We start from the raw sequence: 24,325 nt of genomic DNA, 5'->3' as shown, positions 1-24,325 counted from the left end.
TCTCAGTTCACAGCGGACGTCGCTTCGACATGACGCGGTAAGGTCACCCGGATACGGGTGCCGCGTTGGCTTTGTGTGTCAGCCGGGCTGTCGATGGTGATTTGTCCATAATGCTCTTCAACGATGGAATAGACCAGTGCAAGGCCCAGACCGGTGCCTTCGCCAGGATCCTTGGTGGTGAAGAAGGGTTCGAACAATCGGTCCATGATGCTCGACGGGATACCACTGCCTTCGTCTTCCACGATCAGATCGATCGTGTGTTCGTTGGCTTCACTTTTTACTCGGACCGCACTGCCGGCCGGCGATGCGTCGCGAGCGTTGGACAGCAGGTTGATCAATACCTGTGCGAGTCGCTGAGGATCGCCATCGACCCAGTGCTCGGGATCGCACAGGTTGAAGAACTGCACTTCGAAGTTGCGGCGGTTCAGCGCGAGCAGACCAATGGCATCCTGGGCCACCTCGGCCAGACAGACCGGTTCGTCATTGTGTTGGTGGCTGCCGGCGTGGGCGAAGCTCATCAGCGATTGAACGATGCGTGACACCCGCTTGGTCTGCTCGAGGATTTGCCCGCTGATTTCCTTCAGTTCGCTGTCTTCTTCACGCTCTTCGCGCAGGTTCTGCGCCAGACACGCGATGCCGGTGATCGGGTTGCCAATTTCATGGGCCACGCCGGCCGCCAGTCGACCGATACTCGCCAAACGTTCGGAGTGCACCAGTTTGTCTTCGAGCATCTGGGTTTCAGTCAGGTCTTCGACCAGCAATACCAGGCCACTGTTACCGGGCGCGAGCGGTTCGTCGATCGCCGCTTTGTGCAGGTTCAGCCAGCGCGTCTGGCCGTCCAGGGCCAGGTGCTGTTTGTGCAAATGCTCGTCTGGAAGATTGATGAAGCCTTGCAGCAGTTCTTTCCACGGCTCGCCTAGAGTGCCCAGGCGTGAACCGACCACGCGCTGTGCGGCGATCCCGGTCAGCTCCTCCATGGCTTTGTTCCACATGAGGATTTCCTGATCCTTGGCCAGCGAACAAACGCCCATCGGCAATTCTTGCAAGGTCTGGCGGTGATAGCGGCGCAGGGCATCGAGTTCGGCGGCAAGGCCGGTGAGGCGCGAGTGATAGTCCTCGAGACGGCTTTCGATGAAGTGAATGTCTTCGGTGACATAGTTTTCACCGCCGGCCTTGTACGGCAGGAAGGTTTCGACCATGTCTTGCGCAACGCTCGGGCCCATCAGGCCGGATAGGTTGGCTTCGATTCGGTCTCGCAGTCGGCGCAAGGCGTACGGGCGGCGCTCGTCAAACGGCAGATAGAGGTCGCGCAGGGCCTGTTCGACTTCTTTTTGCGCGGCTTTGGCGCCCAACGGTTTGGCCAGTTGGGTGGCGAACTCCTGGGGTGACGCGGCGTGCAGTTCGCGGCGTTGCGGGCGACGCACGTTGTCTACGGCACAGGCTTCGGCGGCGCTGGCTTCTTCGGTACTGGCGTTGGTGAACAGCGAAATCAGCGTGAACATCAGCACGTTGGCCGCCAGCGACGCGATCGCCGCCATATGCCAACTGGTGTCGTCGAGCACGTAGATCATGTTCAGCAGCGGGATATAGAAGCCTTGCAGGTTGCCGACCAGCGGCAACAGCATGGTCACCAGCCAGACCAGAATCCCCGCCAGCAACCCGGCGATGAAGCCGCGACGGTTGGCGGTTGGCCAATACAGGACGGACAGTACGCCGGGCAAGAACTGCAGGGTGGCAACGAATGCGACGATGCCCAGGTTGGCCAGGTCTTGCTCGGCGCCCAGCAGCAGGTAGAAACCATAGCCGGCCATGATGATCGCGACGATCAAGGCGCGGCGGGTCCATTTCAGCCAGCGGTAGATGTTGCCTTCGGCAGGCGGCTGATACAGCGGCAGCACCAGGTGGTTCAGGGCCATCCCGGACAGCGCCAGGGTGGTGACGATGATCAGTCCGCTGGCAGCTGACAAACCACCAACGTAGGCCAGCAGCGCCAGGGCCTTGCTGTTGGCGGCGATGCCGACGCCGAGGGTGAAGTATTCCGGGTTGGTGGTGGCACCCAGTTTGAGGCCGGCCCAGAGAATCAACGGTACGGCCAGGCTCATCAGCAGGAGGAACAGCGGCAAGCCCCAGCTCGCACTCACCAGCGAGCGCGGGTTGAGGTTTTCGGTGAACGTCATGTGGTACATGTGCGGCATCACGATCGCCGAGGCGAAGAACACCAGCAGCAGCGTGCGCCATGGGCCTTCTTGCAGCGGCGTGTGCAGGGCGGCGAGGGCGGTCTGGTTCTGCAGCAGCCAGACTTCCAGCTGTTGCGGACCGTCGAACACGCCGTACAAGGCATAGAGGCCGACGCCGCCAATGGCGATCAGCTTGATCACCGATTCAAAGGCAATCGCGAACACCAGGCCTTCGTGTTTCTCCCGGGTCGCGATATGCCGCGAGCCGAAGAAAATCGTGAACAGGGTGATCAGCGCACAAAAACTCAGGGCGACCCGATGTTGCACCGGCTCATGGGTGAGGATGCCGATCGAGTCGGCCACGGCCTGAATCTGCAGTGCCAGCAACGGCAGCACGCCGATCAGCATGAAAATCGTGGTTAGCGCGCCGGCCCAGGTGCTGCGGAAACGAAACGCAAACAGGTCGGCCAGAGAAGAAAGCTGATAGGTGCGGGTGATCTTAAGAATCGGGTACAGCAACACCGGCGCCAGCAGAAACGCCCCGGAGACACCTAGATAGCTGGACAGAAAGCCGTAGCCGTACTGATATGCCAAACCAACCGTGCCATAAAACGCCCAGGCACTGGCGTAGACACCCAATGACAAGGTGTAGGTCAGCGGGTGGCGAATGATCGCTCGCGGGATCATTCCGCGTTCACTGATCCAGGCAACGCCGAACAGCACCGCCAGGTAGGCGGCACTGATCAGGATCATCTGGGTCAGGCTAAAGCTCATCGGCATCTTTTTGGCTCTGCAGGATGAAGGTCACGACGATCAGAATCAGCCACAGCAGATACGGGCGATACCAGGCGCCAGTGGCGTCGATCCACCAGTCCATGATGGCTGGGGAGAACAGATAGATCCCCACTACCAGGAGCAGGACCAAGCGATAGATGTACATCTCGGCCTCTCTTTATTGTGCGCGTGCCCGAAAACGTGCGGCGATGGTAACGGATGGGCGCTAACCTGCAAGCTTAGTCAGCGTAATTGCGCTTCGGGCAGTGTCAGTGTGCGCGGGATTAACGTCGCATCCCAGTGCCTGATGCCCCAGTTCAGTACTTCCCCGGGGCTGGCGTCGTCGAGTTCGTGGCCAGGTTTTTGTCCCAGTGCGCGCAGGGCACGCAGCAACAGGGGCGTGGCCTGATCTGCGGTCAATGGCGGCGAGCGATAGGACTTGCCGAGCTTGTTGCCGTCCGGCTGGGTAATCAGCGGCAGGTGCAGATAGCGCGGTTGCGGCAGGCCGAGCAGTTCCTGCAGGTACAACTGGCGCGGGGTGGAATCGAGCAAGTCGGCACCGCGGACAATATCGGTGATGCCTTGCCAGGCGTCGTCGAGCACCACTGCCAGTTGATAGGCATAGAGCCCGTCGCGCCGACGTATCACGAAGTCGCCGACCTCACGACCCAGGTGTTGGCGGTACTCGCCTTGCACGCGGTCGGTGAAATGATATTCCAGTTCCGGGACGCGCAAGCGGATTGCGGCGTCTTCGCTGGCATGACCGGCGTTGCGGCACAGGCCTGGATAAATCCCGTGATAAGGCGCCAGTTTTTTCCGCGAGCAGGTGCAGGCGTAGGCCAGGCCGTGGTTGAACAGTTGATTCAACACCTGCGCGTAGGCGTCGTGACGGTCGCTCTGGCGGACCATTTCGCCGTCCCATTCGAAACCGTAGCTTTCCAGTGCCTTGAGGATCGCCGCCTGGGCGCCGGGCTCCTCCCGAGGCGGGTCGAGGTCTTCCATGCGCAACAGCCAGCGGCCGCCAACCGAACGGGCATCAAGGTACGAGGCCAACGCCGCGACCAGCGAGCCGAAGTGCAGGTGCCCGCTGGGGGTGGGAGCGAAGCGCCCGATGTAGGCGGGGGATTTGATGGCAGTCATGGGCGCGATGTTAATTGAAAGAACAAAACAGTCAGAAACAAAAACGGAGCGTTCGCACGCTCCGTTCTTCGTTCAAGCGGCCACTTACTTGCCGACTTGCTTTTCCTTGATTTCTGCAAGGGTCTTGCAGTCGACACACATGTCGGCGGTAGGGCGGGCTTCCAGGCGTTTGACGCCGATCTCGACACCGCAGGACTCGCACCAGCCGTATTCTTCGTCTTCGATCAGTTGCAGGGTCTTGTCAATTTTCTTGATCAGCTTGCGCTCGCGGTCGCGGGCACGCAGTTCGAGGCTGAATTCTTCTTCCTGACTGGCACGGTCGGCCGGGTCGGGGAAGTTCGCCGCTTCGTCCTTCATGTGATCAACAGTGCGGTCGACTTCCTGCATCAAGTCCTGTTTCCACTTGTTCAGGATCTTGGTGAAGTGCGCGCGCATGGACTGCCCCATGTACTCCTCACCCTTCACTTCTTTGTAGGGTTCGAAGCCGCTGATCGACTGGTTCTGCTGTTGCTTTGCTTGGGTGGGCATGAAATGGACCGCCTCTACTCTTGTAATCCATTGCGCAGGATTGCTCCATCACCGACACCTGCCGGCCCTGCGGCTGCAAGCGGGCGAACTTACCAGATCAAATCGGAGCGCGCTACTCCCGGATGTCGAGGCTGCGGTCCGCAAGGCTTGCAAATGTTTGCAAAGCCTTGTCTGGCGGGTCTGGAGGCCTGATCAGATATTGATTTTAGTCAATCCTGAGCCATATGTATCAGCTCTTTTACGGGTGAACTTCCGGTTGTGACCGCTTTAGGTTCTCGCTCGTTCCCGGGCTTGGGTAGAATCAATTCTTTTCCCCGTTGAAGGAAGGCTAATGGCTCAGCCCTACAGTGCGCGCAGCCGCGCTATCGAACCTTTCCATGTCATGGCATTGCTGGCGCGCGCCAATGAATTGCAAGCGGCCGGGCACGACGTGATTCACCTGGAAATCGGCGAACCGGATTTCACCACCGCCGAGCCGATCATCAAGGCCGGCCAGGCGGCGCTGACGGCGGGGAAAACCCGTTACACCGCGGCTCGCGGCATTCCAGAGCTGCGTGAAGCCATCTCGGGCTTCTATGAGCAACGTTACGGTTTGAACATCGACCCGCAGCGCATCCTGATCACGCCGGGCGGTTCTGGCGCGTTACTGTTGGCCAGCGCTTTGCTGGTCGATCCCGGTAAACACTGGCTGCTGGCTGACCCGGGGTACCCGTGCAACCGGCATTTCCTGCGGCTGGTGGAAGGTGCGGCGCAATTGGTGCCGGTCGGCCCGGACGTGCGCTATCAACTGACACCAGGCCTGGTCGAGCGTTACTGGGACCACGACAGCGTGGGCGCACTGGTCGCTTCACCGGCCAACCCGACCGGGACCATCCTCACTCGCGATGAGCTGGCCGGGCTGTCTGCAGCAATCAAAGAGCGCCACGGCCATCTGGTGGTGGACGAGATTTATCACGGCCTGACCTACGGCACCGACGCCGCCAGTGTGCTTGAAGTCGATGACAGCGCTTTTGTGCTGAACAGTTTCTCCAAGTATTTCGGCATGACCGGCTGGCGCCTTGGTTGGCTGGTCGCCCCGGAGGCTGCGGTCGGCGAGTTGGAAAAACTCGCGCAGAACCTTTACATCAGCGCGCCGAGCATGGCCCAGCACGCAGCACTGGCCTGCTTCGAGCCGGACACCATCAGCATTCTCGAAGAGCGCCGGGCCGAGTTCGGGTGCCGACGTGACTTCCTGTTGCCAGCCTTGCGCGAGTTGGGTTTCGGGATCGCCGTGGAGCCGGAAGGCGCCTTCTATCTGTATGCCGACATCAGTGCCTTTGGCGGTGATGCGTTTGCCTTCTGCCGGCACTTTCTGGAAACCGAACACGTTGCCTTCACCCCGGGCCTGGATTTTGGTCGGTATCAGGCCGGTCATCACGTGCGGTTCGCCTACACCCAGAGCCTGCCGCGTTTGCAGGAGGCGGTTCAGCGGATTGCCCGTGGCCTGCGGAGCTGGCAAGGCTGATGCATTTCAATCCTCCTCTGGAAGAAGGTCGGCTGATTCGTCGCTACAAGCGTTTTCTCGCCGATATCGAAACCGTTGGCGGCGAGTTGCTGACCATTCACTGCCCCAACACCGGATCGATGTTCAATTGCATGGTCGAAGGCGGGCAGGTCTGGTTCAGCCGCTCCAATGATCCGAAACGCAAGTTGCCCGGCACTTGGGAGATCAGTGAAACCCCACAAGGGCGGCTGGCCTGCGTGAACACCGCGCGGGCCAATACCTTGATTGAAGAAGCGCTACGTGGCGGTTTGATCAGCGAGCTCAATGGCTTTATCGGGCTCAAGCGTGAAGTGCTGTATGGTCAGGAAAACAGCCGCATCGATTTTCGTCTCGATTACCCGAGTGGGCCGGCCTTCGTCGAAGTCAAAAGCGTCACGCTGGGCTTCGACGGCTCAGCGGTCGCGGCGTTTCCGGACGCGGTGACTCAGCGCGGTGCCAAGCACTTGCGCGAGCTGGCATGCCTGGCGCGGGACGGTATTCGTGCGGTGCAGTTGTATTGCGTCAATCTGACCGGCATTGACTCGGTGCGCCCGGCCGAGGAGATCGATCCGGGTTATGCGGCCGCGTTGCGCGAGGCGAAAGCGGCCGGGGTTGAAGTGTTGGCGTACGGTGTGAGCCTGACCTCGAATGAGGTGCGCGTTGACCGTCGACTGGAGGTGTTGCTCGACGCCTAAAGTTGAACCCAGATGCCCTGGCTGTCTTCGCGGCACGCCAGGGCACTGAGGGACTGCCCGGCACAGGGCCCGGCCACGCATTCACCGCTTTCGATCAGAAACAGTGCGCCATGGGTGGCGCACTGGATCAGGCTGGCGCTGGGGTCGAGAAACTGGTCTGGGTGCCATTCGAGGCCGACGCCGCGATGCGGGCAGCGATTTTCGTACACGTAGACCCGGCTTTCACGGCGTACGGCAAACAACTTCTGGCCGTTGATCTCGAAGCCACGGCTGCTGGCATCGACCAGCTCGGCGCTGGAGCAAAGAAACTTCATGACTATCCTCAAGTGCCAAAGGCTCTGGCCTCTGGCGGTGATGCGTGCGCGCTCACTGGTTAGCAAATGTGTCTGCGCTTGACGTGCAAATGCAAACAATTATCAAATGGGTGTTTCGCCCGTGGTGGCTGCGTAGCTGACGACGCCTTGATCCTGCGGGAAAACTCCACAAAGGAAACCCTGTTATGCGCCTGAGTACCAGCGCTATTGCGCTCTGTGTCGGACTTTTGGTCAACCATGGGGCTCAAGCGACCGAATTGCCGCAACGCTGGGTCAGTGCCGGCGGGGCTTTGTCGGAGTGGGTGAGTGCGTTGGGCGGCGAGTCGAAACTGGTCGGCGTTGACAGCACCAGCCAGCATCCCGAATCGCTCAAGGCCTTGCCGAGTATCGGTTATCAGCGGCAATTATCGGCAGAAGGCATCCTGAGTTTGCGTCCGCAGATTCTCATTGGCACCGAAGAAATGGGCCCACCGCCAGTGTTGTCGCAGATTCGCGGTGCCGGGGTGCAGGTTGAGTTGTTCTCTGCACAACCTGACTTGCCAACCCTGCAAGGCAACTTGCAGCACCTGGGTAAATTGCTCGGTAGCGAGCCGCAGGCCACGGCGTTGTTCCAGAGTTATCAACAGCAACTTGAGCAGCAGAAAGCCTGGGTCAGACAGGCTCAGGCCAAACAAAAAGCGCCGGGCGTGTTGCTGTTGCTGGGGCACGCTGGCGGCAAGCCGTTGATCGCCGGCAAGGACACCGCAGCCGATTGGCTGTTGCAACAGGCGGGTGGGCATAACCTGGCGACCCATACCGGTTACAAGCCTTTTTCCGTTGAGTCCCTCGCGGGCCTGGCGCCAGACGTGCTGGTGTTTGCCGACCGGGCGCTGACCGGTGACGCCGCGCGTACCGCGTTGTTCAAGGAAAACCCGATTCTCGCGTCGACGCCAGCGGCCAAGGCCGGGCGGGTGTTCGAGCTGGACCCGACGCTGTTGGTTGGCGGCTTGGGGCCACGCTTGCCTTTGAGCCTGGTGACGCTGTCCGCCGGGTTCTATCCCGATGAATCGGCCAAGGCAACCATCGCCCCATGAGTACTCTGGTCAAACCCCGTTCGTTGTTCATCGCGCTGAGCCTGCTGTGTTTGCTGGCGATCTGGTTGTCATTGGCCCTGGGGCCGGTCAGTTTGCCGCTGCTCGATACGTTGCGCGCCGCGATGCGGATGATTGGATTACCGATTCCTGCTGAAGGGCTGGAGCAGGCCGAACTGATCCTCGGGCAGATTCGCTTGCCGCGAACCTTGCTCGGCTTGGCGGTGGGCGGGGTGCTGGCGTTGTCGGGCGTGGCGATGCAGGGCTTGTTCCGCAATCCGCTGGCMGATCCGGGGTTGGTCGGTGTTTCCAGTGGTGCCGCGCTGGGTGCGGCGATTGCGATCGTCGGCGGCGCGCTGTTTGGCGGTTTGCCTGAGGCGATCGGCCCTTATCTGTTATCGCTGTGTGCGTTTCTGGGTGGGCTCGGGGTGACGGCACTGGTTTACCGTCTTGGTCGGCGTAATGGCCAGACCAACGTGGCAACCATGTTGCTGGCAGGCATCGCCCTGACGGCGCTGGCCAGTTCGGCGGTGGGTTTGTTCACCTATCTGGCGGACGACGCGACCTTGCGTACGCTGACTTTCTGGAACCTGGGCAGCCTGAATGGCGCCAGCTATGCGCGACTGTGGCCATTGTTGCTGGTGAGCGCCGCGGTAGCACTGTGGTTGCCGCGCCGGGCCAAGGCGTTGAATGCGTTATTGCTCGGTGAGTCCGAGGCCAGTCATTTGGGGATCAACGTCGAAGGGCTCAAGCGCGAGCTGGTGTTCTGCACCGCGCTGGGCGTCGGTGCCGCTGTTGCGGCGGCAGGGATGATCGGTTTTGTCGGGCTGGTGGTGCCGCATCTGGTGCGACTGTTGGCGGGACCCGATCATCGCGTGTTATTGCCGGCCTCAGTACTGGCAGGCGCCAGCCTGTTGTTGTTTGCCGATCTGGTGGCGCGGTTGGCGCTGGCCCCGGCTGAATTGCCGATTGGCATCGTTACGGCGTTTATCGGCGCACCATTCTTTCTATATTTGCTGCTACGAGGTCGCGCCTGATGCTGCGAGTGGAAAACCTGCAGATCTGCCGCGGCAAGAAAATTGTGCTGGCGGATATCGATCTTGAGCTCAAGCCGGGTGAAGTCCTCGGGGTGCTGGGCCCCAATGGCGCAGGCAAAAGCACCTTGCTCGGGGCGTTATGTGGTGAGTTGCACCCTGATCACGGCCGTGTCTGGCTTGATCAGCGCGAGCTAAGCCAATGGGATGGCACACAGCGGGCGCAACGCCTGGCAGTATTGCCCCAGACCTCTACCCTGGATTTTGCGTTCCGCGTCGAGGAGGTGGTCGGCATGGGCCGTTTACCGCATCAAACAGGCCGGGTGCGCGATGACGAGATTGTCGCCGCTGCTTTGCAGGCCGCCGATGTCGGGCATTTGAGTGGCCGCAGCTACCTCGCCCTGTCCGGCGGTGAACGCCAGCGTGTGCATCTGGCGCGGGTACTGGCGCAGCTTTGGCCGGGGGCGGCCGGGCAAACCTTGCTGCTCGACGAGCCGACGTCGATGCTCGATCCGCTGCATCAGCACACCACCTTGCAGGTGATTCGTGAATTTGCTGATCGCGGTGCGGCGGTGCTGGTGATTCTGCATGACCTGAATCTGGCGGCGCGTTACTGTGATCGTATTCTGCTGCTCGAGGGTGGCCGTCCGCATGCGTTGGACACGCCGCAGCAGGTGCTGCGGCCGGAGCCGCTCAAAGCCGTGTTCGGGCTGGATGTGTTGGTGCAGCCGCACCCGGAGCGCGGGCATCCGCTGATCATCGCCCGTTGAGGTGAGCTCATGCGTGGGATATTGATTCTGGCGCTGTTATTACTGGTGTCATGCCAAAACATGGCACCCAGTGCCGTGGATCAACCGGCGGGTGTGATTCGCGATCTGCATAGCGGTCAGCGCCTGAGCGCACAAGCGCTGGTCGATCGGTTGGCCGGGGCGCCACGGCTGATCGTTGGCGAGCAGCATGACAATCCCGATCACCATCACGCGCAACTGTGGTTATTGCAGGCACTGGCCCAGCGCCGGACTCAGGGCAGCGTGCTGCTGGAAATGCTGACGCCGGATCAGCAGGCGCGTGTCGATGAAATCCATGCGTTGGACACCGCTCGCTGGCCTGCCGATTTGCCGGCGGCGTTGGCTTGGCAATCGGGTTGGGACTGGAATCTGTATGGGCCGATTGTGCGGTATGCCCTGGCTCAGCCCTATCCGTTACTGGCGGCGAATCTGGACTCGACTGACATTCGGCGGATATACAAGCAAGCGCCGGCCGTAAGCGGAACCCGGTCGAATGCGCCAGTGGTCAGGATTGAGCTGCTGGCGCAAATCCGTGAGTCTCATTGCGGGTTGTTACCCGAAAGCCGGATGCCGGCGATGCTGGCAGTTCAGCAACAACGTGATCGGCAAATGGCCGCACAGCTGCTGGCAGCGCCCGCGCCGGCATTGTTGTTTGCCGGCGCTTATCACGCACGGCTGGACATTGGCGTACCGCTGCATGTGCAAGATCTTGGCGAGCATTCGGCGCCCGTGGTGGTGATGCTGGCGGAGAAGGGAGCTGTGGTCTCGTCGGCATCGGCGGATTACGTCTGGTACACGGCCGCCCGACCTGTGCAGGACTATTGCGCGCAGATACGCCAGTAACACGCAGTCAGCGAGTCTCTCGAAGTACTTTTCGACAGGCAAAAAAAGACCCGGCAAGAGCCGGGTCAAATAACCGTGATTAGCCTGATGAGGAGATAATCCGAGAGTCCGAACCAATGGTCTTTCGGAAGATCAGCTGATCTCGCGATCAGTTGTGATAATCATAACGATTCTCATTTGTAAGTCAATCGCTGATTTCTGAATTCTTTGCTCTTTTGCCAAACACTCGTCTGGATTGCCTGTAAAAGCTGGGCTTTAGACCTTGTGACGTGACGAAATGGCTTCAAGTTGTTTATTGAGTGCTTCCTTGCGATCAGCGGGAATATCGTTCCAGTGCACATCCATCAGCGCCCCCTCAATCGCATACAACAACACCTTCGAGGCGCGAAACCCGCGAGTGCGTACCGCCCGATAAGCATCCACCGCGCCCAGGCGGCGCAAGTCCGAGGCGCTGTGGATGCCCACGGCATGCAGCCATTGCGCCGATGTCTTGCCAAGGTTTTTCAGGTGTTGCAGTTCATCATTCATCAAGCCTCCTTGCGACAGCCGAAGAGTGCGTGGGCAAGCCTCACAGGAGTGTAGCGGTCAGTAGGAAAAGCGTGGTTGTTTGGTCAGTTTGAACGCAAAAGCTTCTAAGGCGTTCTACCAGATAGCTCTGGAAAGGGCGGTAGCAGCGGCAGGAAAGGACTTGGGAGATCAGGCATGCAGTCCGGCGCGCAGTGGGGGCACCGGACTTCAGGTGACGGCAGGTGTTAGCGGGTGCGGTAGCGCAGGCGAGTGCCGAAATTCATCGACATGAGAATTTCGTCAGCGCTCAGCTCGGAGGGAAAATAGGCACCGGAGATTTGTGCGTGAGCCAGGCTCGCGCCTTCCAGCGAAGCATCACGAAAATCAATGCCGCGCAGGTCGGCAGAGCGGAAGTAGGCATCGCTGAAATCAATACCTTCAGCGTTCAGCTCGCGCAGGTCGAGGCCACGAAAGTCGCCACCCACCATATCGATAGGCCCGGACTTGGGCCTTTCGCGATTGAAGCCTTCGATGTCATCTTTGTGCAGCAGGGCATACAGCGGGGTGTCGAGAAGTTTCGGCTGGCTCATAAGGTGTCACCTGTTGGTTTTATGACGCCAGTATAGTGCCACTATTTTGAGTACGTGAAGCCGGTTAGGGCTTCACGCCTGAAATAGTTTCTTACAGTCCCGGAAGACGCTGACGAATCTGCGCGACCACGGTGTCGAGGGTTCCGCTTTCATTGGTCTGAACGCGTTTGCTGCAGAGAATCTCTGCTGGGGTCAGCGGCTCGCGATTGGCTTGTTGAGCCGCGATAACAGCCAGAGTGGCGTCGGACGGATCGTTTTTGTCTGCCTGACGCTGTGCGAGCCAGCTCTCGATCACGGCTTGTGGCGCATTGCAATCAAGGATCAGGAATGGCGCACCGGTCGCTTCGGCGATTTTTGCCGCGCTGTCGCGTTGTTCACGCTTGAGGTAAGTCGCGTCGATGACCACCGGGAAACCGGCGCGCAAAATCACGCCAGCGATTTCATGCAGGCGGGAATAGGTGGCAGCACTGGCGTCGGCGCTGTAGATACCGGCTTGCAGGTCGTTCGGTACGTGCTGTTCGCCGAACAGGCGCTTGCGTTCGACATCGGAACGCAGGCGAATCGCGCCCAGTGCTTCTACCAGACGCATGGCTACGTGGCTTTTACCGACGGCGGAAACACCATGGGTGATCGCCATGAAGCGCGAAGGAATGGTGCTGTAACTTTCCGCCAGGTTGGCGTAGTTGCGGTACTGGCGCAGGGTGGTAGCACGCTGCACCGGATCGGCCTCGGCGGGCATGCTGAACAGGGCGACCTTGGCGCGAACCAGTGCGCGGTAGGCTTTATAGAAGTTCAGCAGCTCAAGGCCCTGATAGTCGCCGGTCAGCTCCAGGTATTGGCTTATGAAGCGGCGAGCCAGGCTTTTCAGGCCACGGTCTTCAAGGTCCATCGCCAGGAAACCGGTGTCGGCATAGACGTCGGTGAAGCGGAACGGCTCGTTGAATTCGATGCAGTCGAAAATCACCACGTTGCCGTCGATCACAGTGACGTTGCCCAAATGGATATCACCGTGGCATTCGCGGATGAAACCTTCGGCCTTACGTTGTACCAACAGTGGTTTCAGGCGTTCGAAACTGCTTTCGGCCCAGGCTTGCAGGGCGTCGAGTTGCAGCAGGTCGGCTTTTTCGCTGAGGAACGGGCGGATTTGTTCGAAGTTCTGCCGCACCGGTGCCATGACGCTTTCAGGCGTGCCGGCTTCATGAGCTGCCGGAACCTTCGGGGTGCTCAGGTGGAACCGGGCGATCTGCCTGGCCATCTCGTCGATGTGCGCAGTCGTCAGTTCGCCATTGGCCTGCAGGTTGCTGAGCAACTGGCTTTGCGGGAACTGGCGCATTTTCAGCGCGTAATCGAGCACTGGACCGGTGCCGCCCAATTGCGGCGCTTCAACACTGCCGGTGATCGGCAACACTTCAAGGTACAAATCGTTGGTCAGACGCTGGTTCAGACGCAGTTCTTCGGCGCAGAAATGTTCGCGTGACTCGAGACTGGTGAAGTCGAGGAAGCCGAAATTGACCGGCTTCTTCACTTTATAAGCATAGGGGCCAGTGAGCAGCACCCAGGAGATGTGCGTCTCGATGACCTGGAATCCCTCCACAGGATGCGGGTAGAGGGCCGGATTTTGCAGGGCAGCGATCAGGGACTGGCTCACAGGTGATCCTTCAGGGTCTGGAAAAATTCAAGGGCAACATTATGGCGGCAAGCCGGGCTAACGCAAACCTCGTCGGGCTCATGTTGATCAGGAATAAAGTGCGTATAATCCGCCGCCATGACTCGTACCCGATCCCCTCGTTCCCCTAAAAAACCTCCTTCTAGCGGCCTGCGCCCCTGGTTAGGCTGGGCGCTGAAGCTCAGTCTGGTCGGCCTCGTGGTGCTGGCAGGCTTCGCGGTTTACCTCGATGCCGTGGTCCAGGAGAAATTCAACGGCAAGCGCTGGACCATTCCGGCCAAGGTTTATGCGCGCCCGCTCGAGCTGTTCGTCGGACAAAAGCTGAGCAAGGAAGACTTTCTCGTCGAACTCGATGCCTTGGGGTATCGCCGCGAAAGCGTGGCCAATGGACCGGGCGCGGCATCGGTCAACGGCAATACCGTCGATTTGAACACCCGTGGTTTCCAGTTCTATGAGGGGCTGGAGCAGGCTCAACCGGTACGTGTGCGTTTCTCGGGCGATTACGTCGCCGAGCTGTCGTCGACCAACGGTTCAAAACTGTCGGTGGTGCGCCTCGAGCCGCTGTTGATCGGTGGCCTTTACCCGAAAAACCTCGAAGACCGCATCCTGATCAAGATCGACCAGGTGCCGCCGTATCTGCTCGATACGCTGGTGGCGGTGGAAGACCGCGACTTCTACCACCACTTCGGTGTGTCGCCGAAGTCGATCATGCGGGCTGTTTGGGTCAACACATCGGCCGGGCAAATGCGCCAGGGCGGTAGTACGTTGACGCAGCAACTGGTCAAGAACTTCTACCTGACCAACGAGCGCAGCCTGAGCCGTAAGCTGACCGAAGCGATGATGGCGATGCTGCTTGAGTTGCACTACAAAAAGCCGGACATTCTTGAGGCTTACCTCAATGAAGTGTTCATCGGTCAGGACGGTCAGCGCGCCGTGCACGGTTTTGGTCTGGCCAGCCAGTTCTTCTTCAGCCAGCCGCTATCCGAACTCAAGTTGCATCAAGTCGCGTTGCTGGTGGGCATGGTCAAAGGGCCGTCCTACTACAACCCGCGTCGCTATCCGGAACGCGCGCTTGAGCGACGCAATCTGGTGCTCGATCTGCTGGAACAGCAAGGTGTCGCTACTGCCGAGCAAGTCGCCGCAGCGAAGAATATGCCGCTGGGCGTGACCAAGCGCGGCAGCCTCGCCGACAGTTCGTTCCCGGGCTTCCTCGATCTGGTCAAGCGTCAACTGCGCGAAGACTACCGCGAAGAAGACTTGACCGAAGAAGGTCTGCGGATCTTCACCAGTTTCGACCCGATCCTGCAGATGAAAGCCGAAGCCTCGGTTAACGATACCTTCAAGCGCCTTGCCGGCCGCAAAGGTTCGGATGACGTTGAAGCGGCGATGGTCGTGACCAACCCTGAAACCGGTGAAGTCCAGGCGATGATCGGTAGTCGTCAGGCCAGCTTTGCCGGCTTCAACCGCGCGCTGGATGCCGTACGGCCAATCGGTTCCCTGATCAAGCCGGCGGTGTACCTGACCGCGCTTGAAAAACCGAGTCAGTACACCTTGACCAGTTGGCTGTCCGATGAGTCTTTCTCGGTCAAAGGCGCAGATGGTCAGGTCTGGAAACCGCAGAACTATGATCGTCGCTCCCACGGTACGGTTTTCCTCTACCAGGGGCTGGCGCATTCCTACAACCTGTCGACGGCGCGTCTGGGGCTGGAAGTCGGTGTACCGAACGTCCTGAAAACCCTTGGGCGTCTGGGCATCACTCGCGAGTTTCCGGCCTTCCCGTCGATGCTGTTGGGGGCGGGTGGCATGACGCCGATAGAAGTCGCAACCATGTACCAGACTCTGGCCAACGGTGGTTTCAACACGCCGATGCGCGGGATTCGCAGCGTACTGACCGCCGAAGGTCAGCCGCTCAAGCGTTATCCGTTCCAGATTCAGCAGCGTTTCGATCCGGCGTCCATCTACCTGATCCAGAGCGCCATGCAGCGCGTGATGCGTGAAGGTACCGGCAGCTCGGTTTACAACGTTCTGCCCAAGACACTGACGCTGGCGGGTAAAACCGGTACCAGTAACGACTCGCGAGACAGCTGGTTCGCGGGTTTCAGCCAGGATCTGCTGGCAGTGGTCTGGCTGGGGCGCGATGACAACGGCAAGACGCCGTTCACCGGTGCCACGGGTGCATTGCAGGTCTGGACCAGTTTCATGCGCAAGGCCGACCCGTTGCCGCTGGATATGCCGCAGCCGGATAATATCGTTCAGGCCTGGGTCGATTCGCGTACCGGGCAGGGTTCTGAAGCCAGCTGCCCAGGCGCAGTGCAGATGCCGTATATTCGCGGCAGCGAACCGCCTCCTGGCGCTGCGTGCGGTGGTTCAGGCCCCTCGCCAGGCGAATCGGTGATGGATTGGGTCAAGGGCTGGATGAATTAAGCAAAGAGGGATTCAAGTGAACAAGTGGTTTATTCCAGCGGTTACGGTGACAGCCCTGGCTTTGCTCAGCGGTTGCTCCAATGTGCAGCACGGCTCGATTCCAGTGGTCGACTCCGGTACGGCCGTGTCCAACAGTGAGCGGATCTCTGCCAATGGCGGTTTCCGCAAAAGCACCGTGAAACGTCCGGCACAAGCCCAGACTCAGGCGATCCCGCAGGGTGACACTGGCGTGGTGGTAATGATCCCGGGCGGTGGCGCGACGACGTCGACGCCAATCAGCACGCAGCCGATCAGTCCTGGCCCGATCAGCTCCGGTCCGATTACTCCGGGGACGTATGACAGCGGACCGATGCAGTCGGCACCAATCAATCAGGGTAACTACAGCATGCCATCGACGCCGAGCGGGATTCCTCCCGCGAGCAGCGCCGGCGGTTTGTCTGCCGACGAGCAGCTTGACGGTCCGGTGCTGGCCTTGCTGACCACTGCGCAGCAGCAACAGGCGAGCGGCGATCTCAATGGTGCGTCCTCCAGCCTTGAGCGTGCCCAGCGGGTTGCTCCGCGTGAGCCGCAAGTGCTTTATCGTCTGGCGCAGGTGCGCTTGGCCCAAGGTGATGCAGCTCAGGCCGAGCAGTTCGCTCGCCGTGGTTTGACGTTTGCCAATGGGCGTCCGGATTTGCAGGCGAGCCTGTGGGAATTGATCGCCCAGGCGCGTGAGAAACAGGGCGACTCCGCAGGCGCGGCGCAGGCTCGTCAAAAGGCCAAGGTTTCGCTCTGATGGATGTCCGTTTTCCGAAGATCGCTGAACAGCTGCTGCTGATCGAGCGCGAGTTGCGTCTTCAGGGCTGGTGGGACGAGGTTCCACCAAGCGCTGAAGCGCTGGCCAGTGTCGAACCATTTTCCGTCGATACGCTGGATTTCGAGCAGTGGCTGCAATGGATCTTCCTGCCACGCATGAAGACCATCCTCGAGAACAACCTGCCGCTGCCGAATGCCTCGGGCATTCAGGAAATGGCCGAGATGGTCTTTGCTTCGCGTAATGTCCAGGGCAGGGATCAGCAGTTGCAAGCCTTGCTCAAAGAGTTCGATCAGCTCATCACGACCTCCCGCTAAGCCGGAAACTGCCAGCGTCTACTGGCAGTTATCCTGGATCTGTTTTTGTGTTTCGGTGATGCGTTCCTGACGCTGTTGGTCTGTCAGGCGACGCATCTCACCGTCGACTTCCTCGCGTAACCTCGGATTGTTCTGCAGTTGAGCCAGGTTCGTTCGTGCCTGTTCGCAGAACGTCTTGAGCTGGGCTTGCCTCTCGGCGACCTGCTTTTTCACTGTGTTATCGATGGCCTGTTGGTCGCCTATCGCGCTGCTGCGCGGTGGTGTGATCGGTTTGCCTGCGGGCAGGGCGGGTTTCACTACGGTGGCTTCCTGGCCTTGAGGCGGCTGTGCATCAAAATGGGTAACGCCCTGGCCATCGATCCACTTGTAGATCGGACTGGCCATGCACAAAGGGCTCAGGCCAATCAGCAGACTGGCCGTGAAGATCAACGTTCGCATGCCGTTTCCTTGTCGTGGGTTGCGCAATTGAAGCTAACACACCTGCTATTTATAGGTTTTTTCTTGCGTTCTCATGCGCTTAGTTCGAATAAAGCACATTGACGGCTTGACTTGCAGAGGGCGAAACAGAAGAATCCAAAGTCCGCTGTAGAGGGACTGCCAGAAGCAGGCCCGCTCGGCAGATCATGAGGCGCACATCCGCGCCGACCTGTTACACCCGCAACGCGTTACCTCGCGCTGGGTGGGAAAGCCCCGCAACACTTGGGACGATCCCAATACTTGCTCAGTCAGTGCTGACGTAGTCGGCGACCACCGTCGCTCATGCTCTGCCGAGAAGTAAACCTATTAAGACCCGTCCCCTTATGTGGGCGGTATTCTGGCGTTTTAGAGGTGAACAACGTGGAGCTTTTATCTGGCGGTGAGATGCTCGTCCGCTTTTTGCGTGACGAAGGCGTCAAATATATCTACGGGTACCCGGGCGGTGCTCTCCTTCATGTATACGATGCCCTGTTCAAAGAGCCGGAAGTGACCCACATCCTGGTTCGTCACGAACAGGCTGCGACCCATATGGCTGACGGCTATGCTCGTGCTACCGGTAAAGCCGGTGTAGTACTGGTGACCTCCGGCCCGGGCGCAACCAACGCCATCACCGGTATTGCCACGGCCTACATGGACTCCATTCCGATGGTGATCATTTCCGGCCAGGTGCCTAGCACCATGGTAGGCACCGATGCGTTCCAGGAAACCGACATGATCGGTATCTCCCGGCCGATCGTGAAACACAGTTTCATGATCAAGCACGCGTCGGAAATCCCGGAAGTCATGAAGAAAGCGTTCTACCTGGCGCAATCCGGTCGTCCCGGTCCTGTCGTTGTCGATATCCCGAAAGACATGACCAACCCGGCCGAAAAATTCGAATACGTCTTCCCGAAAAAAGCCAAGCTGCGTTCCTACAGCCCGGCGGTTCGTGGTCACTCCGGGCAAATCCGCAAGGCAGCAGAAATGCTTCTGGCGGCCAAGCGTCCCGTGCTGTATTCGGGCGGTGGCGTGATCCTGGGCGGTGGCTCCGCGCCGCTGACCGAGCTGGCGCAAATGCTCAACCTGCCAGTGACCAACACCCTGATGGGCCTGGGCGCCTACCCTGGCACCGACCGTCAGTTCATCGGCATGCTGGGCATGCACGGTAGCTACACCGCCAACCTGGCCATGCACCATGCTGACGTGATTCTTGCTGTCGGCGCGCGTTTCGATGACCGCGTGATCAACGGCCCGGCCAAGTTCTGTCCGAACGCCAAGATCATTCACATCGACATCGATCCGGCTTCGATTTCCAAGACCATCAAGGCAGACGTGCCTATCGTTGGCCCGGTTGAGAGCGTCCTGACCGAAATGGTCGCGATCCTCAAGGAAATCGGCGAGACCCCGAACAAGGAGTCTGTTGCCAGCTGGTGGAAGCAAGTTGACGAGTGGCGTGGTGATCGTGGCCTGTTCCCGTATGAAAAGGGYGACGGTAGCGTTATCAAGCCGCAAACCGTGATCGAAACCCTCTGCGAAGTGACCAAGGGCGATGCCTTTGTGACCTCCGACGTGGGCCAGCACCAAATGTTCGCGGCGCAGTACTACAAGTTCAATAAGCCGAACCGCTGGATCAACTCCGGTGGCCTGGGCACCATGGGCTTCGGTTTCCCGGCGGCTATGGGCATCAAGTTGAGCTTCCCGGATGCCGACGTCGTCTGCGTGACGGGCGAGGGCAGTATCCAGATGAACATTCAGGAACTGTCCACCTGTCTGCAATACGGTTTGCCGGTAAAAATCGTCATCCTGAACAACGGTGTTCTGGGTATGGTTCGCCAGTGGCAGGACATGAGTTACGGCAGCCGTCACTCGCACTCCTACATGGAATCGCTGCCTGACTTCGTCAAGCTGGCAGAGGCCTATGGTCACGTCGGCGTGCGCATCACCGACTCGAAGGATTTGAAGTCGAAGATGGAGGAAGCGTTCGCCATGAAAGATCGCTTGGTGGTGCTCGATATTTCGGTCGACACCAGCGAGCACGTCTATCCGATGCAGATCAAAGACGGCTCCATGCGCGATATGTGGCTGAGCAAGACGGAGCGTACGTAATCATGCGGCATATTATTTCCTTGCTTCTGGAAAAYGAACCGGGCGCTCTGTCTCGTGTAGTCGGCCTGTTCTCGCAGCGCAACTACAACATCGAGAGCCTGACCGTGGCACCTACCGAAGACCCGACCCTGTCGCGTCTGACGCTGACCACTGTTGGCCACGATGAAATCATCGAGCAGATCACCAAGAACCTGAACAAGCTGATCGAAGTGGTCAAGCTGGTCGACCTGTCGGAAAGCGCTCATATCGAGCGCGAACTGATGCTGGTCAAGGTCAAGGCCACCGGCGCCCAGCGCGCCGAGATCAAACGCACTACCGATATTTATCGTGGGCAGATCGTCGATGTCAGTGCCAGCGTGTATACCGTTCAATTGACCGGTACCAGCGATAAGCTCGACAGTTTCATTCAGTCGATCGGCACTGCCTCGATTCTGGAAACCGTACGCAGTGGCGTCACCGGGATTGCCCGTGGCGACAAAGTACTCAGCATCTAAACCAAATTAGCGAATGGCCTGAACGGCCTGGATATATAGGGGAAATTCATGAAAGTTTTCTACGATAAAGACTGCGACCTGTCGATCATCCAGGGCAAGAAAGTTGCCATCATCGGTTACGGTTCCCAGGGCCACGCTCAAGCGTGCAACCTGAAAGACTCCGGCGTTGACGTTACTGTCGGCCTGCGTAAAGGTTCGGCCACTGTTGCCAAAGCCGAAGCACACGGCCTGAAAGTGACTGACGTTGCTTCCGCTGTTGCTGCAGCCGACCTGGTCATGATCCTGACCCCGGACGAGTTCCAGTCTGCCCTGTACAAGAATGAAATCGAGCCGAACATCAAGAAAGGCGCCACCCTGGCCTTCTCCCACGGCTTCGCGATCCACTACAACCAGGTTGTGCCGCGCGCTGACCTCGACGTGATCATGATCGCGCCGAAAGCTCCGGGCCACACCGTGCGTTCCGAGTTCGTAAAAGGCGGCGGTATCCCTGACCTGATCGCTATCTATCAGGATGCTTCCGGCAACGCCAAAAACGTTGCACTGTCCTACGCTGCTGGCGTTGGCGGTGGTCGTACCGGCATCATCGAAACCACCTTCAAGGACGAGACCGAAACCGACCTGTTCGGCGAACAAGCCGTTCTGTGCGGCGGTACCGTTGAACTGGTCAAGGCCGGTTTCGAAACCCTGGTTGAAGCTGGCTACGCGCCAGAAATGGCCTACTTCGAATGCCTGCACGAACTGAAGCTGATCGTTGACCTCATGTACGAAGGCGGTATCGCCAACATGAACTACTCGATCTCCAACAACGCCGAATACGGCGAGTACGTTACCGGCCCTGAAGTCATCAACGCTGAATCCCGTCAGGCTATGCGTAATGCCCTGAAACGTATTCAGGACGGCGAATACGCCAAGATGTTCATCAGCGAAGGTGCTACCGGCTATCCTTCGATGACCGCCAAGCGTCGTAACAACGCTGCACACGGCATCGAGATCATCGGCGAGCAGCTGCGCTCGATGATGCCGTGGATCGGTGCCAACAAAATCGTCGACAAAGCCAAAAACTAAGTCACGAGTTTGTACAGAAAACGCGGCTTAGGCCGCGTTTTTTCGTTTGAGTGGTCGGTTCTGGTATAAAGCTGCATCGTTTGCGGCCGAACCGTTGTCGCTGACACCTGTCGAAACTTTCCACACCGTTGCAAGGTAATGTCCATGAGCGAACGTCCCGAAGAGCCAAACCAGGCCTCTGACGCCGAAAGCCTGCTACCCATCGATGAGCATGTCGAAGAAGGGCATGACGCTGAAGGCCGTAAAGTCCGGCATCGTGGTATCTATCTTCTGCCGAATCTGTTCACTACTGCGAACCTGTTCGCAGGGTTCTATTCCATCATCAACTCGATGAGCGCACAGAGCGCCTTGAGTGCCGGTGATGCTGCAAGTGCGAGCAAGTACTTTGCTTTTGCGGCGATCGCGATTTTCGTCGCCATGGTCCTCGACGGCCTTGATGGCCGGGTAGCGCGCATGACCAATACCCAAAGCGCCTTCGGTGCCGAGTACGACTCGCTGTCGGACATGGTCGCCTTTGGTGTCGCGCCGGCATTGCTGGCATTTGGCTGGGCGCTGGGGGATATGGGCAAGGTTGGCTGGATGGTTGCCTTCATCTATGTTGCGGGCGCGGCATTACGTCTGGCGCGCTTCAATACTCAGGTCGGCACTGCGGATAAACGTTACTTCATCGGTCTGGCCAGTCCGGCGGCTGCCGGTGTAGTTGCAGGCATTGTCTGGGCATTCAGTGATTACGGGATTCAGGGCTCCAAGATGTCCTTCCTGGTTGCGCTGATGGTTGCCGCCGCCGGGATGCTGATGGTCAGCAATATCAAGTACAACAGCTTCAAAGAGCTGGACCTGAAGGGGCGTGTACCTTTCGTGGCGATCCTGGCTGTGGTGCTGGTGTTTGCGGTGGTCTTCAGCGATCCGCCACGCATTCTGCTGCTGGTTTTTCTCGCCTATGCAGCTTCTGGCCCGGTGCAGTACCTGTTGCATCTTCGTCGGCACAAAAACGCCGAGTGATGTAATTTCCCCCATACTCCGCAGTCTATTGGTGCATCTGTCCTCCAATTCTGCGGAGTTGCCATGTTATTCAAGTTTCCCAAGTCGTCCGACTGTCATGAGTCGGACGTCACGCCTGAGTCTCTCTATCTCTCTCGTCGCAGTGTGCTTGGTGGGGTGATCGCCGGTATGGCGGTCAGCGGCCTGCCACGATGGGCCAGCGCTGACAGCGCGGCTCGGTACGCGGATGTCGAACCGGGCAAGGCACCTTCCTGGTTTTCCGAAAAACTCCCTGCTACCAAATGGGGAGCAGTGACCGTCAAGGATGAGGCGATCACGCCATTCAAGGACGCGACGCACTACAACAACTTCTACGAGTTCGGTACTGACAAGGGCGATCCCGCGCAGAACGCTGGCGCGCTGAAAACCGAGCCGTGGTCTGTGGTTGTCGATGGTGAGGTGAATAAGCCAGGGCGTTATGCGCTGGAGGACTTCATGAAGCCGTATCAGTTGGAGGAGCGCATCTATCGCCTGCGCTGTGTGGAAGCGTGGTCGATGGTGATTCCGTGGATCGGCTTTCCCATCTCGGCGTTGCTCCGTCAGGTCGAACCGACCTCCAAGGCGAAATACATTCGTTTTGAAACTTTGCAGGACCCCAAGACCATGCCGGGGCAGCGCTCTGGTTTTGCCTTGATCGACTGGCCTTATGTAGAAGGGCTGCGTCTGGATGAGGCGATGAATCCGTTGGCGATTCTTGCGGTCGGCATGTATGGCCGTGAGCTGCCCAACCAGAACGGCGCTCCGTTGCGCTTGGTGGTGCCTTGGAAATACGGGTTCAAGAGCGTCAAATCCATCGTACGTATCAGTCTGGTCAGCGAGCAGCCGAAAACCACCTGGCAGAGCATCGCGTCCGATGAGTATGGCTTTTACGCGAACGTGAACCCGACGGTTGATCATCCGCGTTGGACTCAGGCCAGGGAGCGGCGCCTGCCTAGCGGGCTGTTCAAGCCTAATGTGCGTGAGACACAGATGTTCAATGGCTACGCAGATGAAGTCGCGTCTCTCTATACAGGCCTCGATCTGCGGAAGAATTACTGATGCGCTTTCCAGTGTGGCGCATTAGCGTCTTTATAGTTGCATCGGTGTGGCCATTACTCTGGCTGTATGAAGCCTGGAGTTTTGCCTTGGGGCCGGATCCCGGGAAAGTGCTGGTGGATCGACTGGGGTTGGGGGCTTTGATCCTGCTATTGGTCACCTTGAGCATGACGCCTATACAGAGGCTGACAGGATGGGCGGGGTGGATTGCCATTCGGCGGCAGCTCGGGCTGTGGTGCTTCGCTTACGTTGTTCTGCATTTGAGTGGCTATCTGGTTTTCATTCTCGGTCTTGATTGGTCTCAGTTGGGGGTAGAACTGAGCAAGCGGCCGTACATTATTGTCGGCAGTCTGGGATTCCTTGGTCTTCTGGCGCTGGCGGTTACATCCAATCGTTATAGTCAGCGACGATTGGGTGTCCGTTGGAAAAAGTTGCATCGCTTGGTCTATGTGATTCTTGGCCTTGGATTGCTGCATATGCTTTGGATAGTTCGGGCGGATCTAAAGGAGTGGGTGATCTATGCATCTATAGGCGCACTGCTATTAATGCTGCGAGCACCCTCTGTAATGCGCCGAATCCCTCGTTTAATGACCAGAAATGCACCTTCTGCAACAAAAGCGTAATTAACCCTTGACGGCAGATTCTGGACGTCTATAATTCGCCCCACTTCCGGCGCAGTCGAAACGGAAAACTCCTTGGTAAACAAAGAGTTACGCGGTTTTCGGCAGTGGTTACGCTTCAGTTCATCGAAGTCCGAAGGAGTTGAAAGAGCGGTGTTGTTTGGCTCTTTTAGCGGTTCGATCGTCTCGGTCGAAAGCGGAGAAAAAGAGGTGTTGACAGCAGCGAGTAACGCTGTAGAATTCGCCTCCCGCTAACGAGAGATCGGAAGCGCAAGTGGTTGAAGGAAGCGCAAGTGGTTGAAGTTGCAAAGGAAACTTTGAAAACT

At 58.8% G+C, this 24,325-nt stretch carries 24 protein-coding genes; 15 read left to right on the top strand and 9 right to left on the bottom strand.

Annotated features, from left to right (window positions below; translation table 11 throughout):
• Positions 1 to 2: 2 nt before the first annotated feature.
• The 4 genes from AC1DHT_RS28305 to dksA all read right to left on the bottom strand — a co-directional run bounded on the left by AC1DHT_RS28305 (position 3) and on the right by dksA (position 4,619).
• Positions 3 to 2,957, bottom strand: a complete 2,955-nt coding sequence (locus tag AC1DHT_RS28305; RefSeq protein ID WP_429538969.1) for a sensor histidine kinase — start codon at positions 2,955 to 2,957, stop codon at positions 3 to 5.
• The gene (locus tag AC1DHT_RS28300) at positions 2,941 to 3,117 is read right to left on the bottom strand and encodes a hypothetical protein (RefSeq protein ID WP_003176118.1); all 177 of its coding nucleotides are present in this window, start codon (positions 3,115 to 3,117) and stop codon (positions 2,941 to 2,943) included. The genes AC1DHT_RS28305 and AC1DHT_RS28300 overlap by 17 nt, the downstream gene beginning before the upstream one ends.
• A gap of 77 nt (positions 3,118 to 3,194) precedes the next feature.
• Positions 3,195 to 4,091: a tRNA glutamyl-Q(34) synthetase GluQRS gene (gluQRS, locus tag AC1DHT_RS28295; RefSeq protein WP_427546620.1), complete on the bottom strand. Its 897-nt coding sequence runs from the start codon at positions 4,089 to 4,091 to the stop codon at positions 3,195 to 3,197.
• A gap of 84 nt (positions 4,092 to 4,175) precedes the next feature.
• Positions 4,176 to 4,619, bottom strand: coding sequence for an RNA polymerase-binding protein DksA (dksA, locus tag AC1DHT_RS28290; protein ID WP_427534217.1), 444 nt, complete (start codon positions 4,617 to 4,619; stop codon positions 4,176 to 4,178).
• 331 nt (positions 4,620 to 4,950) lie between these two features.
• Here dksA and AC1DHT_RS28285 point away from each other — a divergent pair, with 331 nt between their 5' ends.
• Both AC1DHT_RS28285 and sfsA read left to right on the top strand, forming a co-directional pair.
• On the top strand, positions 4,951 to 6,123 hold the full coding sequence (locus AC1DHT_RS28285) for a pyridoxal phosphate-dependent aminotransferase (protein WP_427546617.1): 1,173 nt from the start codon (positions 4,951 to 4,953) through the stop codon (positions 6,121 to 6,123).
• Positions 6,123 to 6,836 (top strand): DNA/RNA nuclease SfsA, encoded by a 714-nt coding sequence (gene sfsA / locus AC1DHT_RS28280; RefSeq protein ID WP_427546614.1) that lies wholly within the window; start codon positions 6,123 to 6,125, stop codon positions 6,834 to 6,836. Before AC1DHT_RS28285 ends, sfsA begins: the two co-directional genes overlap by 1 nt.
• On the opposite strand, the gene AC1DHT_RS28275 is transcribed toward sfsA, so the two are convergent.
• Positions 6,833 to 7,150 carry a Rieske (2Fe-2S) protein gene (locus AC1DHT_RS28275; protein ID WP_427546612.1) on the bottom strand — a complete coding sequence of 106 codons (318 nt, stop codon included), beginning with the start codon at positions 7,148 to 7,150 and terminating at the stop codon, positions 6,833 to 6,835. The genes sfsA and AC1DHT_RS28275 overlap by 4 nt on opposite strands.
• A 185-nt stretch (positions 7,151 to 7,335) precedes the next feature.
• Between AC1DHT_RS28275 and AC1DHT_RS28270 the strand changes: the two genes are divergently transcribed.
• From AC1DHT_RS28270 to AC1DHT_RS28255, 4 genes are read left to right on the top strand one after another with little or no spacing between them, the layout of a single operon-like run.
• Positions 7,336 to 8,223, top strand: coding sequence for a heme/hemin ABC transporter substrate-binding protein (locus AC1DHT_RS28270; protein WP_427546609.1), 888 nt, complete (start codon positions 7,336 to 7,338; stop codon positions 8,221 to 8,223).
• Positions 8,224 to 8,273: 50 nt separating this feature from the next.
• Positions 8,274 to 9,257, top strand: a complete 984-nt coding sequence (locus tag AC1DHT_RS28265; protein ID WP_427534221.1) for a FecCD family ABC transporter permease — start codon at positions 8,274 to 8,276, stop codon at positions 9,255 to 9,257.
• Entirely contained in the window at positions 9,257 to 10,024 is a 768-nt protein-coding gene (locus AC1DHT_RS28260; RefSeq protein WP_427546606.1) for a heme ABC transporter ATP-binding protein, read from the top strand. Before AC1DHT_RS28265 ends, AC1DHT_RS28260 begins: the two co-directional genes overlap by 1 nt.
• 9 nt (positions 10,025 to 10,033) lie before the next feature.
• Entirely contained in the window at positions 10,034 to 10,885 is an 852-nt protein-coding gene (locus AC1DHT_RS28255; protein WP_427546603.1) for a ChaN family lipoprotein, read from the top strand.
• A 255-nt stretch (positions 10,886 to 11,140) separates the two neighbouring features.
• Here AC1DHT_RS28255 and AC1DHT_RS28250 read toward each other — a convergent pair whose 3' ends face one another.
• The 3 genes from AC1DHT_RS28250 to AC1DHT_RS28240 all read right to left on the bottom strand — a co-directional run bounded on the left by AC1DHT_RS28250 (position 11,141) and on the right by AC1DHT_RS28240 (position 13,630).
• Positions 11,141 to 11,413: a TfoX/Sxy family protein gene (locus AC1DHT_RS28250; RefSeq protein WP_019691679.1), complete on the bottom strand. Its 273-nt coding sequence runs from the start codon at positions 11,411 to 11,413 to the stop codon at positions 11,141 to 11,143.
• A gap of 224 nt (positions 11,414 to 11,637) precedes the next feature.
• Positions 11,638 to 11,982 (bottom strand): pentapeptide repeat-containing protein, encoded by a 345-nt coding sequence (locus AC1DHT_RS28245; protein ID WP_054595571.1) that lies wholly within the window; start codon positions 11,980 to 11,982, stop codon positions 11,638 to 11,640.
• 91 nt (positions 11,983 to 12,073) lie between these two features.
• Positions 12,074 to 13,630 (bottom strand): bifunctional aminoglycoside phosphotransferase/ATP-binding protein, encoded by a 1,557-nt coding sequence (locus tag AC1DHT_RS28240; RefSeq protein WP_427546600.1) that lies wholly within the window; start codon positions 13,628 to 13,630, stop codon positions 12,074 to 12,076.
• A gap of 117 nt (positions 13,631 to 13,747) precedes the next feature.
• On the opposite strand from AC1DHT_RS28240, the gene mrcB reads away from it, so the two are divergent.
• Genes mrcB through AC1DHT_RS28225 form a run of 3 tightly spaced genes read left to right on the top strand, consistent with a single transcriptional unit; the run spans position 13,748 to position 17,182 of the window.
• Positions 13,748 to 16,072 (top strand): penicillin-binding protein 1B, encoded by a 2,325-nt coding sequence (gene mrcB / locus AC1DHT_RS28235; protein ID WP_427546597.1) that lies wholly within the window; start codon positions 13,748 to 13,750, stop codon positions 16,070 to 16,072.
• Between the two features lie 16 nt (positions 16,073 to 16,088).
• Entirely contained in the window at positions 16,089 to 16,847 is a 759-nt protein-coding gene (locus AC1DHT_RS28230; protein WP_427546594.1) for a tetratricopeptide repeat protein, read from the top strand.
• Entirely contained in the window at positions 16,847 to 17,182 is a 336-nt protein-coding gene (locus AC1DHT_RS28225; protein WP_427546592.1) for a YqcC family protein, read from the top strand. The genes AC1DHT_RS28230 and AC1DHT_RS28225 overlap by 1 nt, the downstream gene beginning before the upstream one ends.
• A gap of 18 nt (positions 17,183 to 17,200) precedes the next feature.
• Here the strand turns inward: AC1DHT_RS28225 and AC1DHT_RS28220 are convergent, their stop codons facing one another.
• Positions 17,201 to 17,620 (bottom strand): DUF4124 domain-containing protein, encoded by a 420-nt coding sequence (locus tag AC1DHT_RS28220; RefSeq protein ID WP_427534201.1) that lies wholly within the window; start codon positions 17,618 to 17,620, stop codon positions 17,201 to 17,203.
• A gap of 399 nt (positions 17,621 to 18,019) precedes the next feature.
• Between AC1DHT_RS28220 and AC1DHT_RS28215 the strand changes: the two genes are divergently transcribed.
• The 6 genes from AC1DHT_RS28215 (at position 18,020) to msrQ (ending at position 24,002) form a co-directional block, all read left to right on the top strand.
• Positions 18,020 to 19,744, top strand: a complete 1,725-nt coding sequence (locus AC1DHT_RS28215) for an acetolactate synthase 3 large subunit (RefSeq protein WP_427534200.1) — start codon at positions 18,020 to 18,022, stop codon at positions 19,742 to 19,744.
• Between the two features lie 2 nt (positions 19,745 to 19,746).
• Positions 19,747 to 20,238 (top strand): acetolactate synthase small subunit, encoded by a 492-nt coding sequence (ilvN, locus tag AC1DHT_RS28210; RefSeq protein WP_003205610.1) that lies wholly within the window; start codon positions 19,747 to 19,749, stop codon positions 20,236 to 20,238.
• 48 nt (positions 20,239 to 20,286) lie between these two features.
• Complete coding sequence (gene ilvC / locus AC1DHT_RS28205) at positions 20,287 to 21,303, top strand: ketol-acid reductoisomerase (protein WP_003185459.1); 1,017 nt, start codon at positions 20,287 to 20,289, stop codon at positions 21,301 to 21,303.
• Between the two features lie 144 nt (positions 21,304 to 21,447).
• Positions 21,448 to 22,305 (top strand): CDP-diacylglycerol--serine O-phosphatidyltransferase, encoded by an 858-nt coding sequence (gene pssA / locus AC1DHT_RS28200; protein ID WP_054595577.1) that lies wholly within the window; start codon positions 21,448 to 21,450, stop codon positions 22,303 to 22,305.
• A 63-nt stretch (positions 22,306 to 22,368) separates the two neighbouring features.
• On the top strand, positions 22,369 to 23,382 hold the full coding sequence (gene msrP, locus AC1DHT_RS28195) for a protein-methionine-sulfoxide reductase catalytic subunit MsrP (protein WP_427546589.1): 1,014 nt from the start codon (positions 22,369 to 22,371) through the stop codon (positions 23,380 to 23,382).
• Positions 23,382 to 24,002, top strand: a complete 621-nt coding sequence (gene msrQ / locus AC1DHT_RS28190) for a protein-methionine-sulfoxide reductase heme-binding subunit MsrQ (RefSeq protein WP_427546587.1) — start codon at positions 23,382 to 23,384, stop codon at positions 24,000 to 24,002. The genes msrP and msrQ overlap by 1 nt, the downstream gene beginning before the upstream one ends.
• Positions 24,003 to 24,325: the final 323 nt, after the last annotated feature.

Source organism: Pseudomonas sp. 05N432 (assembly GCF_056396945.1).
The sequence above is the reverse complement of the archived record's forward strand: the minus strand, read 5'-3'. Positions and strand labels throughout refer to the sequence as shown.